This window comes from Streptococcus sp. 27098_8_109, assembly GCF_041432295.1.
Taxonomy (GTDB): Bacteria; Bacillota; Bacilli; order Lactobacillales; family Streptococcaceae; genus Streptococcus.
In genome coordinates this window covers 67,728-82,464 of the sequence record NZ_JAPVZJ010000004.1, presented here as the reverse complement: position 1 = coordinate 82,464, position 14,737 = coordinate 67,728, and the positions used below count along the sequence as shown (strand labels likewise).

The following is a 14,737-nucleotide window of genomic DNA, read 5'->3' as shown; positions in this document are numbered from 1 at the left end:
AAAGGCGTAATATTCATTAAGCCTTTTTTTGGTATACTAGTAATGTCTTTAAAAGAAGGAGTATCTACGTAATATGAAGAAAAAAATCTTAGCGTCACTTTTATTAAGTACAGTAATGGTTTCTCAAGTAGCTGTTTTAACAACTGCGCATGCAGAAACTACTGATGACAAAATTGCTGCTCAAGATAATAAAATCAGTAACTTAACAGCACAACAACAAGAAGCCCAAAAACAAGTTGATCAAGTTCAGGAGCAAGTGTCTGCTATTCAAACAGAGCAATCAAACTTGCAATCTGAAAATGATAGACTACAAGCAGAATCTAAAAAGCTTGAGGGTGAAATTACAGAACTTTCTAAGAATATTGTATCTCGCAATGATTCATTGCAAAAACAAGCTCGTAGTGCTCAAACAAATGGAGCTGCAACAAATTACATCAATACAATTGTAAACTCAAAATCAATTACAGAAGCTATTTCACGTGTTGCTGCAATGAGTGAAATCGTATCTGCAAACAACAAGATGTTGGAACAACAAAAAGCAGATAAAAAAGCTATTTCTGAAAAACAAGTAGCAAACAATGATGCAATTAATACAGTTATTGCAAATCAGCAAAAACTAGCTGATGATGCTCAATCATTAACTACAAAACAAGCTGAGTTGAAAGCTGCAGAATTGAATCTTGCTGCTGAAAAGGCTACTGCAGAGGATGAAAAAGCAAGTTTACTTGAGAAAAAAGCTGCAGCAGAAGCAGAAGCTAAAGCTGCAGCAGAAGCAGAAGCAGCTTATAAAGCTAAACAAGCAAGTCAACAACAAACAGTAGTTGCTTCTGGAAATACAACTTTTACAGCACAAGTTCAAGCACTATCTACTATTTCTTCATCAAGTTCATCTGAGTCAAGTTCGTCTGAATCATCTTCAAGCAGTGCTTCAACAGAAGCAACAAGCTACACTCCTGCTCCAGTGACACATCGTCCAACATATAGTACAAATGCTTCAAGTTATCCAACTGGTGAGTGTACATGGGGAGCTAAAACATTGGCGCCTTGGGCTGGAGATTACTGGGGTAATGGAGCACAGTGGGCTACAAGTGCAGCTGCAGCAGGATTCCGTACAGGATCTACACCTCAAGTTGGTGCCATTGCATGTTGGAATGATGGTGGATATGGACACGTAGCCGTGGTTACAGCTGTTTCATCATCAACAAGTATCCAAGTATCTGAATCAAACTATGGTGGAAACCGTACAATCGGAAATAAACGTGGATGGTTCAATCCTACTACGACTTCAGAAGGTTTTGTAACATATATCTATCCAAACTAATGAATAAAACGAAGAGGCTCGATTTGAGTCTCTTTTATGATTCATATAGTTACCTTACTTTAAAAATCTGCTAAAATCACTTGAAAATATTGAAAAAGTATGGTAAAATGAAACTTGTCGTGTGAACGATAATACTCATTCTTGATGAATTGTGAAACAGTTGCCTTTGGGTCGTTTTGCGAGTTGAAGTCAAGAAGAGGAAAAAAACAAAAAGGAGAAATACTCATGGCAGTAATTTCAATGAAACAACTTCTTGAGGCTGGTGTACACTTTGGTCACCAAACTCGTCGCTGGAACCCTAAGATGGCTAAGTACATCTTCACTGAGCGTAACGGAATCCACGTTATCGACTTGCAACAAACTGTAAAATACGCTGACCAAGCTTACGATTTCATGCGTGATGCAGCAGCTAACGATGCAGTTGTATTGTTTGTTGGTACTAAGAAACAAGCAGCTGATGCAGTTGCTGAAGAAGCAGTACGTTCAGGTCAATACTTCATCAACCACCGTTGGTTGGGTGGAACTCTTACAAACTGGGGAACAATCCAAAAACGTATCGCTCGTTTGAAAGAAATCAAACGTATGGAAGAAGATGGAACTTTCGAAGTTCTTCCTAAGAAAGAAGTTGCACTTCTTAACAAACAACGTGCACGTCTTGAAAAATTCTTGGGTGGTATCGAAGATATGCCTCGTATCCCAGATGTGATGTACGTAGTTGACCCACACAAAGAGCAAATCGCTGTTAAAGAAGCTAAAAAATTGGGAATCCCAGTTGTAGCGATGGTTGACACAAATACTGATCCAGATGATATTGATGTAATCATCCCAGCTAACGATGATGCTATCCGCGCTGTTAAATTGATCACAGCTAAATTGGCTGACGCTATCATTGAAGGACGTCAAGGTGAAGATGCAGTAGCAGTTGAAGCAGAATTTGTAGCTTCTGAAGCTCAAGCAGATTCAATTGAAGAAATCGTTGAAGTTGTAGAAGGCGACAACGCTTAATTCATATAAATAGTAATTACCTAGGAGGGCGGGGCTTAGCCCGGCTCTCCTATTTTTAAAAAATATAGGAGAATCAAAATGGCAGAAATTACAGCTAAACTTGTAAAAGAGTTGCGTGAAAAATCTGGTGCCGGAGTTATGGACGCTAAAAAAGCGCTTGTAGAAACAGACGGTGATATCGAAAAAGCGATTGAATTGCTTCGTGAAAAAGGTATGGCTAAGGCAGCTAAGAAAGCTGACCGTGTTGCTGCAGAAGGTCTGACTGGCGTTTACGTTAACGGTAATGTTGCAGCAGTTATTGAAGTAAACGCTGAAACTGACTTCGTTGCGAAAAATGCTCAATTCGTTGAATTGGTAAATACTACAGCTAAAGTTATTGCTGAAGGAAAACCTGCTAACAATGAAGAAGCTCTTGCTTTGACAATGCCTTCAGGTGAAACTCTTGAATCTGCATACGTATCTGCAACAGCAACTATCGGAGAAAAAATCTCATTCCGTCGCTTTGCATTGATTGAAAAAACAGACGCACAACACTTTGGAGCTTACCAACATAACGGTGGACGTATCGGTGTTATTTCAGTTGTTGAAGGTGGAGACGAAGCTCTTGCTAAACAAATCTCAATGCATATCGCAGCGATGAAACCAACAGTTCTTTCTTACAAAGAATTGGATGAGCAATTCGTTAAAGATGAGTTGGCACAATTGAACCACGTAATCGACCAAGACAACGAAAGCCGTGCAATGGTTAACAAACCAGCTCTTCCACACTTGAAGTATGGATCAAAAGCTCAATTGACTGATGAAGTAATCGCTCAAGCTGAAGCTGACATCAAAGCTGAATTGGCTGCAGAAGGCAAACCAGAAAAAATCTGGGACAAAATCATCCCAGGTAAAATGGATCGCTTCATGCTTGACAACACTAAAGTTGACCAAGCTTACACACTTCTTGCACAAGTTTACATCATGGATGACAGCAAGACAGTTGAAGCATACCTTGAATCAGTTAACGCTTCAGTAGTTGAGTTTGCTCGCTTTGAAGTTGGTGAAGGTATCGAGAAAGCTGCAAACGACTTTGAAGCTGAAGTTGCAGCTACAATGGCAGCAGCCTTGAATAACTAATAATAAAAAGGAAGCCAAATTGCTTCCTTTTTTCTATGCAGTCGATTTTTATAGGGAGATGTTCCTATTTTTAAGGTATAAATAAAAAGCCCTATAATAAGGGCTAAGTGTATTTAGGAGACTACACTTCAAATTCATAGAGTGCTGTAGAGAGATAACGTTCACCGTTATCTGGTGCTAGAGCAAGAACTTTTTTACCTGTACCTAATTTCTTGGCAACCTCGATGGCTCCGTAGATAGCTGCAGCTGAAGAAATACCAACAAGGAATCCTTCTTTTCCACCAATCTCACGGCCGAGTGCTAGTGCATCGTCTGATGTTACACGAACGATACCATCATAAGCCTTTGTATCCAGTGTATCAGGAATAAATCCAGCTGAGATACCTTGAATTTTGTGTGGTCCAGGTTTTTCACCAGATAGAATAGCAGATTCGTCTGCCTCTACTGCAAAAACTTGAATGTTAGAATTTGCTGATTTGAGTGCATGAGAAACACCAGAAATCGTTCCACCGGTACCCACTCCAGCAACAAAGGCATCTAGTCCATCTTTACCGAAAGCAGCTAGTATTTCAGCTCCTGTTGTTCTTTCGTGTACTTCTGGATTTGCTGGGTTGTCAAATTGAAGAGGAAGGAAACCATCACGTTCAGCAGCGATTTCTTGAGCCTTAGCAATAGCACCTTTCATTCCTTCGCTACCAGGAGTAAGGACGAGTTCAGCACCATAGGCTTGGATAATCTTACGTCGTTCCACACTCATAGTTTCAGGCATAACGATAACAACTTTATACCCTTTAGCAGCCCCTACCCATGAAAGTCCAATACCAGTGTTTCCACTTGTTGCTTCAACAATAGTAGAACCAGGTTTCAGAATACCGTCTTGTTCAGCTTTTTCAATCATGCTAAGAGCAATACGGTCTTTTACAGAAGAACCAGGGTTAAATGCTTCAAGTTTTACATAGACATCTGCAGCACCTTCTGGCACAATGTTGTTGAGTTTAACAATCGGAGTTTGACCGATTAGTTCAGTAATGTTGTTATAAATAGACATATGAATACCTCTTTGTATAAGATATTTCTAGTATAACGCTATCTATACCATTTGTAAAATATAGAAATCCTATCGAAGTGATAGGATTTTTTTATATCACAGGTCTAAGCCGTTAATTTTCAAGCGATTGTGATAGGCTAATTCTAGTAAATAGGTGTAAAGGAGAACGCTATCCGTTTTCTTTTTGTTCTAGTAGGTCTTGGCAAGCATCTTTTTATGTTGCTAATTAAAGTAGCGGTGAAAATATCAGTGAAACACTGTATTATCTATTATTTACACTAGGTTTACAGGAACTTCAACTTCTCGTAAACCTTGATCAGTTAAAGTGACTTTTCCATTAAAAAATTCCACAAGTGAAGCTTTAATAGTTTCTTTTTCTTCTTTATCAACATAAATCATCGTATCGACTTGATCTGTAAAGTTTGTATCTAGTTCCATGAGATTATGTTCCTTAAGGAAGTTACTGTACTCTTGATACTGAGCGTAAGACATTTGAATAGCAATGCCAGCCTGTTCCTTTATTTCAATGATGCCAATTTCTTTGACAGCTAAGGCGACACTACCTGCGTAAGCACGAATCAATCCTCCAGCGCCTAGCTTAATGCCACCAAAGTAGCGTGTCACGACAACACAGACATTGGTGAGATTGTGATTTTCTAGTACCCCAAGCATGGGAACGCCAGCAGTACCACTGGGCTCACCATCATCACTTGTACGTTTGATTTCACTACGTTTCCCAATAATGAAGGCAGAGCAGTTATGCGTAGCTTTGTAGTGCTCTTTCTTGATGGTAGTAATGAACTCACGAGCCTCTTCTTCGCTATAAATACGCTTGGCATGACAGATAAAGCGGGATTTTTTGATTTCTTCTTGGACTTGTCCGTCCTCTTTAATTGTTCTAAATTCCATGATTTAATTGTACTAAAAAATCATCTAAAGCGCTAGGTTTTTACGAATAAAGAAGTATGAAAGTAAATCCAAATTATCTCGGTCGCTTGTTTACTGAGAATGAATTAACTAAAGAGGAACGTCAGTTGGCGGAGAAACTTCCAGCAATGAGAAAGGAGAAAGGGAAACTTTTCTGTCAACGTTGTGATAGTGCTATTTTAGATGAATGGTATTTGCCCATCGGTGCTTACTATTGTAGGGAGTGTTTACTGATGAAGCGAGTCAGGAGTGATCAAGCTTTATACTATTTTCCGCAGGAGGATTTTCTGAAGCAAGATGTTCTTAAATGGAGTGGCCAATTAACTCCTTTTCAAGAGAAGGTATCAGAGGGATTGCTTCAAGCAGTAGACAAGCAAGAGCCAACCTTGGTACATGCGGTGACAGGAGCTGGAAAGACAGAGATGATTTACCAAGTTGTTGCCAAAGTGATTAATGCGGGTGGTGCAGTATGTTTGGCCAGTCCTCGCATAGATGTTTGTTTGGAGCTATACAAGCGCCTGCAAGATGATTTTGCTTGCAAGATATCTTTACTACACGGAGAATCAGAGCCGTATTTTCGAACACCACTAGTTGTTGCGACGACCCATCAGTTATTGAAGTTTTATCAAGCTTTTGATTTGCTGATAGTGGATGAAGTAGATGCCTTTCCTTATGTTGACAATCCCACGCTTTACCATGCTGTCAAAAATAGTGTAAAGGAGAATGGCTTGAGAATCTTTTTAACAGCAACTTCTACCGATGAGTTAGATAGGAAGGTTCGCATAGGAGAACTAAAACGATTGAGCTTGCCAAGACGATTTCATGGAAATCCGTTGATTATTCCTAAACCTGTCTGGTTATCCGATTTTAATCGCTATTTAGAGAAGAAGTGTTTGTCACCAAAGTTAAAGTCTTATATTGAAAAGCAGAGAAAGACAGGTTATCCGTTACTCATTTTTGCCTCAGAAATTAAGAAAGGGGAACAGTTAAAAGAAATTATACAGGAGCAATTTCCCAATGAGAAAATTGGCTTTGTATCTTCTATCACAGAAAATCGATTAGAGCAAGTACAAGCTTTTCGAGATGGAGAGCTGACAATACTTATCAGTACTACAATTTTGGAGCGTGGAGTTACCTTCCCTTGTGTGGATGTTTTTGTAGTAGAGGCCAACCATCATCTGTTTACCAAATCTAGTTTGATTCAGATTGGTGGACGAGTTGGACGAAGCATGGATAGACCGACAGGAGATTTGCTTTTCTTCCATGACGGGTTAAATACTTCAATCAAAAAGGCAATTAGGGAAATTCAACAGATGAATAAGGAGGCGGGGCTATGAAGTGCTTATTATGTGGGCAGACTATGAAGGCTGTTTTAACTTTTAGTAGTCTCTTACTTCTGAAGAATGATGACTCTTGTCTTTGTTCAGACTGTGACTCTACTTTTGAGAGGATTGGAGAAGAGAACTGCCCAAACTGTATGAAAACAAATTTGTCAACGAAGTGTCAAGACTGTCAACTTTGGTGTAAAGAAGGAGTTGAAGTCAGTCATAGAGCGATTTTTATTTACAATCAAGCTATGAAGGATTTTTTCAGTCGGTATAAGTTTGATGGAGACTTCCTTTTAAGAAAAGTTTTTGCTTCAGTTTTAAGTGAGGAGTTAAAAAAGTACAAAGAGTATCAATTTGTTGTAATTCCCCTAAGTCCTGAAAGATTGCTCGAGAGGGGATTTAACCAGGTTGAAGGTTTAGTTGAAGAAGCAGGGTTCTCTTTTCAAGACTTACTAGAGAAGAGAGAAGAGCGGGCCAGTTCTTCCAAAAATCGTTCAGAACGCTTGGGGACAGAACTTCCTTTCTTTATTAAAAGGGGAGTCACTATTCCTAAAAAAATCCTACTTATAGATGACATTTATACTACTGGAACAACTATAAATCGTGTGAAGAAGCTGTTGGAAGAAGCTGGTGCTGAGGATGTAAAAACATTTTCCCTTGTAAGATGAGGAAAAAATTTGCAAAAATAAAATGAAAGCGTTATAATGAAATCAGAAAAACAAAAATGTTTAGAAAGAAGGTACTCATATGATTAAATATAGTATCCGTGGTGAAAACCTAGAAGTAACAGAAGCAATTCGTGATTATGTAGTTTCTAAACTCGAAAAGATCGAAAAGTATTTTCAAGCTGAACAAGAGTTGGATGCTCGAGTTAACTTGAAGGTGTATCGTGAAAAAACTGCTAAAGTGGAGGTGACGATTCCGCTTGGTTCAATTACTCTTCGTGCAGAAGATGTGTCTCAAGATATGTATGGTTCAATTGACCTTGTAACCGATAAAATTGAACGTCAGATTCGTAAAAATAAAACAAAAATCGAGCGTAAAAATAAAAACAAGGTAGCAACTAGTCAATTATTTACAGATGCTTTGGTGGAAGATACAAATGTTGTCCAATCTAGAGTTGTTCGTTCAAAACAAATTGATTTAAAACCAATGGATTTGGAAGAAGCTATTCTACAGATGGATTTGTTGGGACATGATTTCTTTATCTATGTGGATGTTGAAGATCAGACAACCAATGTGATTTATCGTCGTGAGGATGGCGAGATTGGCTTGTTAGAAGTTAAAGAATCTTAATTTCAATATGTGTAAAGGAAGGTTTACTGAATTGTAAACCTCCTTTTTTTATAATTGATAGAATTACTGATTACACTTTTAAAAAGTCGCTTTTTGGTGGTTATTATGGTATAATGGGTGCCAAGAGGTTTGGAATGAAAAAATTTTATGTAAGTCCTATTTTCCCCTTAATATTAGGAATAGTGGCGTTCGGAGTGCTATCTGTGCAACTTGTTTTTGTAACGAATACACTGGTAACGCTATTTCTTTTGCTACTTATTTTGGGTTCATATATTTTACTATTCATCCATCAGAGAGACTACTACTCAAAGAGTGAAGTAGAACAAATCCAGTATGTAAACCACCAAGCTGAAGATAGTTTGACAACCTTGTTAGAACAGATGCCTGTCGGAGTTATTAAACTAGACTTATCGTCAGGTGAAGTTGAATGGTTCAATCCTTACGCTGAATTGATTTTGACTAATGAAGTGGGCGAGATTGATGTTGCATTAATTCAAACAATTATAAAGGCTTCTGTGGGGAATCCAGGTTCTTATGCTACCTTAGGTGAAATCCGTTATTCGGTTCATATGGACAAGGTATCTGGAGTTCTTTATTTCTTTGATGTGTCTGGAGAATACGAAGCGACTGTTGAGTTAGTTACGAGTCGACCTGTGATTGGGATTGTCTCCGTTGACAACTATGATGACTTAGAAGATGAAACATCGGAGTCTGATATCAGTCATATTAATAGTTTTGTAGCCAATTTTGTTTCAGAATTTGCTGGGAAGCATGCCATGTTCTCTCGTCGAGTGAGTATGGATCGCTTTTATCTATTTACGGACTACACGGTGCTTGAGGGATTGATGAACGATAAATTTTCTGTTATTGATTCTTTCAGAGAAGAGTCGAAACAGAGACAGTTGCCCTTGACCTTAAGTATGGGATTTTCTTATGGTGATGGAAATCATGATGAGATAGGGAAAGTTGCATTGCTCAACTTGAACTTAGCTGAAGTGCGTGGTGGCGACCAAGTGGTTGTCAAGGAGAATGACGAAACGAAAAATCCAGTTTATTTTGGTGGTGGATCTGCTGCCTCAATCAAACGTACACGGACTCGTACGCGTGCTATGATGACGGCTATTTCAGATAAGATTCGTAGTGTGGATCAGGTTTTTGTAGTTGGTCACAAAAATCTAGATATGGATGCTCTTGGCTCTGCTGTAGGTATGCAGTTGTTTGCCAGCAATATGACTCAAAATAGCTATGCTATTTATGATGAAGAACAAATGTCGCCGGATATTGAACGAGCTGTTTCATTCTTAGAAAAAGAAGGAGTTACAAAGTTGTTGTCTGTTAAGGATGCAATGGGTTTGGTGACCAATCGTTCTTTGTTGATTCTTGTTGACCATTCAAAGACAGCTTTAACTTTATCGAAAGAATTTTATGATTTGTTTACACAGACCATCGTTATTGACCACCACAGAAGAGATCAGGATTTCCCAGACAATGCAGTTATCACTTATATCGAAAGTGGTGCAAGCAGTGCCAGTGAGTTGGTGACGGAATTGATTCAGTTCCAGAATTCTAAGAAAAATCGTTTGAGTCGTATGCAGGCCAGTGTTTTGATGGCTGGTATGATGTTGGATACTAAAAATTTCACCTCACGAGTGACTAGTCGGACATTTGATGTTGCTAGCTATCTCAGAACGAGAGGAAGTGATAGTATTGCTATCCAAGAAATCGCTGCGACAGATTTTGAAGAATATCGTGAGGTCAATGAACTTATTTTACAGGGGCGTAAATTAGGTTCAGATGTACTGATAGCAGAGGCTAAGGACTCGAAATGCTATGATACAGTTGTTATTAGTAAGGCAGCAGATGCCATGTTAGCTATGTCGGGCATTGAAGCGAGTTTTGTTCTTGCGAAGAATACACAAGGATTTATCTCTATCTCAGCTCGCAGTCGTAGTAAACTGAATGTACAACGGATCATGGAAGAGCTGGGAGGTGGAGGCCACTTTAATTTGGCAGCAGCTCAAATTAAGGATTTAACCTTGTCAGAAGCAGGTGAAAAACTGACAGAAATTGTATTAAATGAAATAAAGGAAAAGGAGAAAGAAGAATGAAAGTAATCTTTTTAGCAGATGTTAAAGGAAAAGGTAAAAAAGGTGAAATTAAGGAAGTACCAACAGGGTATGCACAAAACTTTCTTATCAAAAAGAATTTAGCAAAAGAAGCAACTGCTCAAGCTGTAGGTGAACTTCGTGGTAAACAAAAATCAGAAGAGAAAGCTCACGCTGAGATGATTGCAGAAGCAAAAGCAATTAAAGACCAACTAGAAGCAGAAGAAACGGTTGTAGAATTTGTTGAAAAAGTTGGTCCAGATGGTCGTACCTTTGGTTCCATTACCAATAAGAAAATTGCAGAAGAATTGCAAAAGCAATTTGGAATTAAGATTGATAAGCGTCATATTCAAGTACAAGCTCCGATTCGAGCAGTTGGTTTGATCGATGTACCAGTGAAAATCTATCAAGATATCACAGGTGTGATCAATCTTCGTGTGAAAGAAGGGTAAATTTACACTTTCTTGACAAGATTGTAAAAGGAAGGGAAGTCTGATGGCAGAAGTAGAAGAGTTACGAGTACAACCTCAAGATATCTTAGCTGAGCAATCCGTTTTAGGGGCTATCTTTATTGACGAGAGTAAGCTTGTTTTTGTGCGAGAATATATTGAGTCTCGGGACTTTTTTAAGTATGCCCATCGTTTGATTTTCCAAGCTATGGTCGATTTATCCGATCGTGGCGATGCTATAGATGCAACAACGGTTCGTACCATTCTTGATAATCAAGGTGATTTACAGAATATTGGTGGCTTGTCTTACCTGGTTGAGATTGTCAATTCTGTGCCAACTTCTGCTAATGCGGAGTATTATGCTAAGATTGTTGCAGAGAAGGCCATGCTACGTCGATTAATCTCCAAGTTGACAGAGTCTGTCAATCAAGCTTACGAGGCTTCGCAACCAGCTGATGAAATCATTGCTCAGGCAGAAAAAGGCCTGATTGATGTCAGCGAAAATGCTAATCGAAGTGGATTTAAGAACATTCGAGATGTGTTGAATATCAACTTTGGAAATCTGGAAACTCGCTCGCAACAAACGACCGATATTACAGGTATTGCGACAGGCTATCGTGACTTGGATCATATGACGACTGGACTTCATGAGGAGGAGTTGATTATCCTAGCAGCCCGTCCAGCGGTTGGTAAGACAGCCTTTGCATTGAATATTGCTCAGAATATTGGGACTAAGTTGGACAAAACGGTTGCTATTTTTTCACTCGAAATGGGTGCGGAAAGTCTAGTGGACCGTATGTTGGCGGCAGAAGGCTTGGTGGAATCGCATTCTATCCGTACGGGTCAATTGACTGATGAGGAGTGGCAAAAATATACCATTGCTCAAGGGAACCTAGCTAATGCAAGTATCTATATCGATGATACGCCAGGGATTCGGATTACAGAGATTCGTTCTCGTTCTCGTAAACTGGCTCAAGAAACTGGAAATCTTGGTTTGATTTTAATAGACTATTTGCAGCTTATCACGGGAACTGGTCGGGAAAATCGTCAACAAGAGGTTTCAGAAATTTCACGTCAGTTGAAAATTTTAGCTAAGGAACTGAAGGTTCCAGTAATCGCTCTAAGTCAGCTTTCTCGTGGTGTAGAACAACGCCAGGATAAGAGACCGGTCTTGTCTGATATTCGTGAATCTGGTTCTATTGAGCAGGACGCTGATATCGTAGCCTTTCTTTATCGCGACGACTACTATGAGCGTGGTGGTGAAGAAGAGGAAGGCATACCAAACAATAAGGTAGAAGTTATTATAGAGAAAAACCGTAGTGGAGCTCGTGGAACGGTGGAATTAATTTTCCAAAAAGAATACAATAAATTTTCAAGTATCTCAAAGAGGGAGGCATAAGATGTCAGATGCATTTACAGATGTAGCCAAGATGAAAAAAATAAAAGAAGAAATCAAGGCACATGAGGGACAAGTCGTAGAAATGACTTTGGAGAATGGTCGTAAGCGCCAAAAAAATAGATTGGGTAAGCTAATTGAGGTTTATCCATCCCTATTTATCGTTGAATTTGGGAACGTTGAAGGAGATAAACAAGCTAATGTTTACGTTGAATCCTTTACTTACTCAGATATCCTTACAGAAAAGAATTTGATTCATTATCTTGACTAAAGTGAGAAATTTTCTCACTTTTTCTTTTTTTCTCCGAATAGTTTAAGTGAAGGTAATCTTCGATTTATATTATTTTTCAAGGAGGAAGAATGAAAATTTCACCATTTAAAGTAGCAGAGACAAGATTTTCTTTTAGAAAATCAGCTAAAAAGGTTGTTCCCTTTTTAGTAGTAGGATTGATGTTAGCAGCGGGTAATAGTGTATATGCCTATTCCGGAGGAAATGGATCGATTGCGCGTGGGGATGATTATCCTGCTCATTATAAAAATGGGAGCCAGGAGATTGATAAGTGGCGCATGTATTCTCGTCAGTGTACTTCTTTTGCAGCCTTTCGTTTGAGTAATGTCAATGGTTTTGAGATTCCGGCGGCTTATGGGAATGCGAATGAATGGGGCTATCGTGCTCGTCGTGAAGGCTATCGTGTCGATAATAGACCAGCGATTGGCTCCATTGCTTGGTCGACTGCAGGAACTTATGGTCATGTTGCTTGGGTGTCAAATGTAATAGGAGATGAGATTGAGATTGAAGAATACAATTATGGAATAAGGGAATCTTACAATAAGCGCGTCGTGAAGGCGAATACTATGACTGGCTTTATTCATTTTAAAGATTTAGCTAGTGGCAGTGTTGGGAATAGTCAATCCTCAGTTTCAACAGGAGGAACACATTATTTTAAGACTAAGGCTGCTATCAAAAATCAGCCTCTAGCTGGCGCAACTGCAATTGATTACTATTATCCTGGGGAGAATGTTCATTATGATCAAATTCTCGAAAAAGATGGGTACAAGTGGTTGAGTTATACGGCTTATAACGGAAGTCGTCGCTATATCCAGCTAGAGGGAGTAACCTCTTCACAGAATTATCAGAATCAATCAGGAAATAGCTCTAACTATGGATCCAATAACAGTTCAACTGTCGGTTGGAAGAAAATAAATGGTAGTTGGTATCATTTTAAATCAAATGGATCTAAATCAACAGGCTGGCTGAAAGATGGATCTAGTTGGTATTATTTGAAATCATCTGGTGAAATGCAGACAGGCTGGTTAAAGGAAAATGGTCTGTGGTATTATTTAGATAGTTCAGGGGCAATGAAAACGGGGTGGTATCAAGTCTCTGGTAAGTGGTATTATTCTTACTCTTCAGGCGCCTTAGCTGTCAATACGACAGTGGATGGCTACAGAGTAAATAGTGATGGAGAACGAGTATAGAAAATGGGAGTAGGAAAATTTCCTACTCTTTTCTGTAAACAGTTTCCTTGACATTTTTTTTGTTTTGCGCTATCATATGTCCATATAATATATGGGAGTCTGTGTACAGTCTGAGAGGAAGCGTTAAGCTTCGACCGCACCTGATCTGGGTAATGCCAGCGTAGGGAACGATACTTAGTCTACTCTTGACCTTTTCCATATATGGCAAAGGTTTTTCTTTTTGTCAAAGGAAAACGAGAAGAGGAGGTTCTTATGAAAGCAAGCATCGCCTTGCAAATTTTACCCCTATCACAGGGGATTGATCGGATTGCTGTTATCGATCAAGTCATTGCTTATCTGCAAGCTCAAGAGGTGACTATGGTGGTGACACCATTTGAAACGGTCTTGGAAGGGGAGTTTGATGAGCTTATGCGCATTCTCAAAGAAGCGCTAGAAGTGGCAGGGCAGGAGGCAGATAATGTTTTTGCCAATGTCAAAATAAATGTAGGAGAGATTTTAAGTATTGATGAGAAACTTGAAAAGTATACTGAGACGACACATTAGTCTATTGGGCTTTATGGGGGTCTTGTCAATCTGGCAGTTAGCAGGTTTTCTTAAACTTCTCCCCAAGTTTATCCTGCCGACACCTCTTGAAATTCTCCTGTCCTTTGTTCGTGATAGAGAATTTCTCTGGCACCATAGCTGGGCCACCTTGAGAGTGGCTTTATTGGGACTGATTTTGGGAGTCTTGATTGCCTGTCTCATGGCTGTGCTTATGGACAGTTTGACTTGGCTTAACGATCTGATTTACCCTATGATGGTGGTTGTTCAGACTATCCCGACCATTGCCATAGCCCCTATCCTGGTTTTGTGGCTCGGTTATGGGATTTTGCCCAAGATTGTCTTGATTATCTTGACAACAACCTTTCCTATCATCGTCAGCATTTTGGACGGTTTTAGGCATTGTGACAAGGATATGCTGACCTTGTTTAGTCTGATGCGGGCCAAACCTTGGCAAATCCTGTGGCATTTTAAAATCCCTGTCAGTCTGCCTTACTTTTATGCTGGTCTGAGGGTCAGTGTCTCCTACGCTTTTATCACAACAGTAGTATCTGAGTGGTTGGGAGGCTTTGAAGGACTAGGTGTCTACATGATTCAGTCCAAGAAATTGTTTCAGTATGATACCATGTTCGCTATTATTATTCTGGTATCGATTATCAGCCTTCTTGGTATGAAATTGGTCGATGTCAGCGAGAAATATGTTATTAAATGGAAACGTTCGTAG

The 14,737-nt window shown here is 39.3% G+C and carries 15 protein-coding genes, 1 pseudogene and 1 riboswitch; of the genes and pseudogenes, 13 read left to right on the top strand and 3 right to left on the bottom strand.

From position 1 onward, the window contains the following. The first annotated feature begins 73 nt into the window (after window positions 1–73). From pcsB to tsf, 3 genes are all read left to right on the top strand, one after another. Window positions 74–1,321, top strand: coding sequence for a peptidoglycan hydrolase PcsB (gene pcsB, locus O3664_RS02830; protein WP_023948197.1), 1,248 nt, complete (start codon window positions 74–76; stop codon window positions 1,319–1,321). A gap of 225 nt (window positions 1,322–1,546) precedes the next feature. Further along, window positions 1,547–2,326, top strand: coding sequence for a 30S ribosomal protein S2 (gene rpsB, locus O3664_RS02825; RefSeq protein WP_000268469.1), 780 nt, complete (start codon window positions 1,547–1,549; stop codon window positions 2,324–2,326). A 78-nt stretch (window positions 2,327–2,404) separates the two neighbouring features. Beyond that, window positions 2,405–3,445 (top strand): translation elongation factor Ts, encoded by a 1,041-nt coding sequence (tsf, locus tag O3664_RS02820; RefSeq protein WP_084928713.1) that lies wholly within the window; start codon window positions 2,405–2,407, stop codon window positions 3,443–3,445. Between the two features lie 121 nt (window positions 3,446–3,566). Here the strand turns inward: tsf and cysK are convergent, their stop codons facing one another. The 3 genes and pseudogenes from cysK to O3664_RS02805 form a co-directional block, all read right to left on the bottom strand. Continuing rightward, window positions 3,567–4,493, bottom strand: coding sequence for a cysteine synthase A (cysK, locus tag O3664_RS02815; RefSeq protein WP_049521100.1), 927 nt, complete (start codon window positions 4,491–4,493; stop codon window positions 3,567–3,569). Between the two features lie 96 nt (window positions 4,494–4,589). Beyond that, window positions 4,590–4,676, bottom strand: a pseudogene (locus tag O3664_RS02810) (PH domain-containing protein); the annotation flags it as partial. 90 nt (window positions 4,677–4,766) lie between these two features. After that, entirely contained in the window at window positions 4,767–5,402 is a 636-nt protein-coding gene (locus O3664_RS02805) for a YigZ family protein (RefSeq protein WP_084928714.1), read from the bottom strand. A 56-nt stretch (window positions 5,403–5,458) separates the two neighbouring features. Here O3664_RS02805 and O3664_RS02800 point away from each other — a divergent pair, with 56 nt between their 5' ends. The 10 genes from O3664_RS02800 (at window position 5,459) to O3664_RS02755 (ending at window position 14,737) form a co-directional block, all read left to right on the top strand. Continuing rightward, the gene (locus tag O3664_RS02800; protein WP_084928715.1) at window positions 5,459–6,757 is read left to right on the top strand and encodes a DEAD/DEAH box helicase; all 1,299 of its coding nucleotides are present in this window, start codon (window positions 5,459–5,461) and stop codon (window positions 6,755–6,757) included. Further along, on the top strand, window positions 6,754–7,416 hold the full coding sequence (locus O3664_RS02795; RefSeq protein ID WP_084928716.1) for a ComF family protein: 663 nt from the start codon (window positions 6,754–6,756) through the stop codon (window positions 7,414–7,416). The genes O3664_RS02800 and O3664_RS02795 overlap by 4 nt, the downstream gene beginning before the upstream one ends. Before the next feature lie 79 nt (window positions 7,417–7,495). After that, window positions 7,496–8,044: a ribosome hibernation-promoting factor, HPF/YfiA family gene (gene hpf / locus O3664_RS02790; protein WP_004255322.1), complete on the top strand. Its 549-nt coding sequence runs from the start codon at window positions 7,496–7,498 to the stop codon at window positions 8,042–8,044. 134 nt (window positions 8,045–8,178) lie between these two features. Then, window positions 8,179–10,152, top strand: coding sequence for a DHH family phosphoesterase (locus O3664_RS02785; protein ID WP_261079591.1), 1,974 nt, complete (start codon window positions 8,179–8,181; stop codon window positions 10,150–10,152). Beyond that, window positions 10,149–10,601 (top strand): 50S ribosomal protein L9, encoded by a 453-nt coding sequence (rplI, locus tag O3664_RS02780; protein ID WP_004255324.1) that lies wholly within the window; start codon window positions 10,149–10,151, stop codon window positions 10,599–10,601. Before O3664_RS02785 ends, rplI begins: the two co-directional genes overlap by 4 nt. 43 nt (window positions 10,602–10,644) lie before the next feature. Then, complete coding sequence (gene dnaB / locus O3664_RS02775; RefSeq protein ID WP_004255325.1) at window positions 10,645–11,997, top strand: replicative DNA helicase; 1,353 nt, start codon at window positions 10,645–10,647, stop codon at window positions 11,995–11,997. A gap of 1 nt (window position 11,998) precedes the next feature. Further along, window positions 11,999–12,265: a Veg family protein gene (locus O3664_RS02770; protein WP_001278169.1), complete on the top strand. Its 267-nt coding sequence runs from the start codon at window positions 11,999–12,001 to the stop codon at window positions 12,263–12,265. An 89-nt stretch (window positions 12,266–12,354) separates the two neighbouring features. Further along, window positions 12,355–13,473, top strand: a complete 1,119-nt coding sequence (gene cbpD / locus O3664_RS02765) for a choline binding-anchored murein hydrolase CbpD (protein ID WP_371613610.1) — start codon at window positions 12,355–12,357, stop codon at window positions 13,471–13,473. An 81-nt stretch (window positions 13,474–13,554) separates the two neighbouring features. Continuing rightward, a riboswitch (TPP riboswitch) is annotated at window positions 13,555–13,657 on the top strand. A 68-nt stretch (window positions 13,658–13,725) separates the two neighbouring features. Beyond that, on the top strand, window positions 13,726–14,016 hold the full coding sequence (locus tag O3664_RS02760) for a thiamine-binding protein (protein ID WP_000647655.1): 291 nt from the start codon (window positions 13,726–13,728) through the stop codon (window positions 14,014–14,016). Next, window positions 13,979–14,737, top strand: coding sequence for an ABC transporter permease (locus O3664_RS02755; RefSeq protein WP_024057369.1), 759 nt, complete (start codon window positions 13,979–13,981; stop codon window positions 14,735–14,737). The genes O3664_RS02760 and O3664_RS02755 overlap by 38 nt, the downstream gene beginning before the upstream one ends.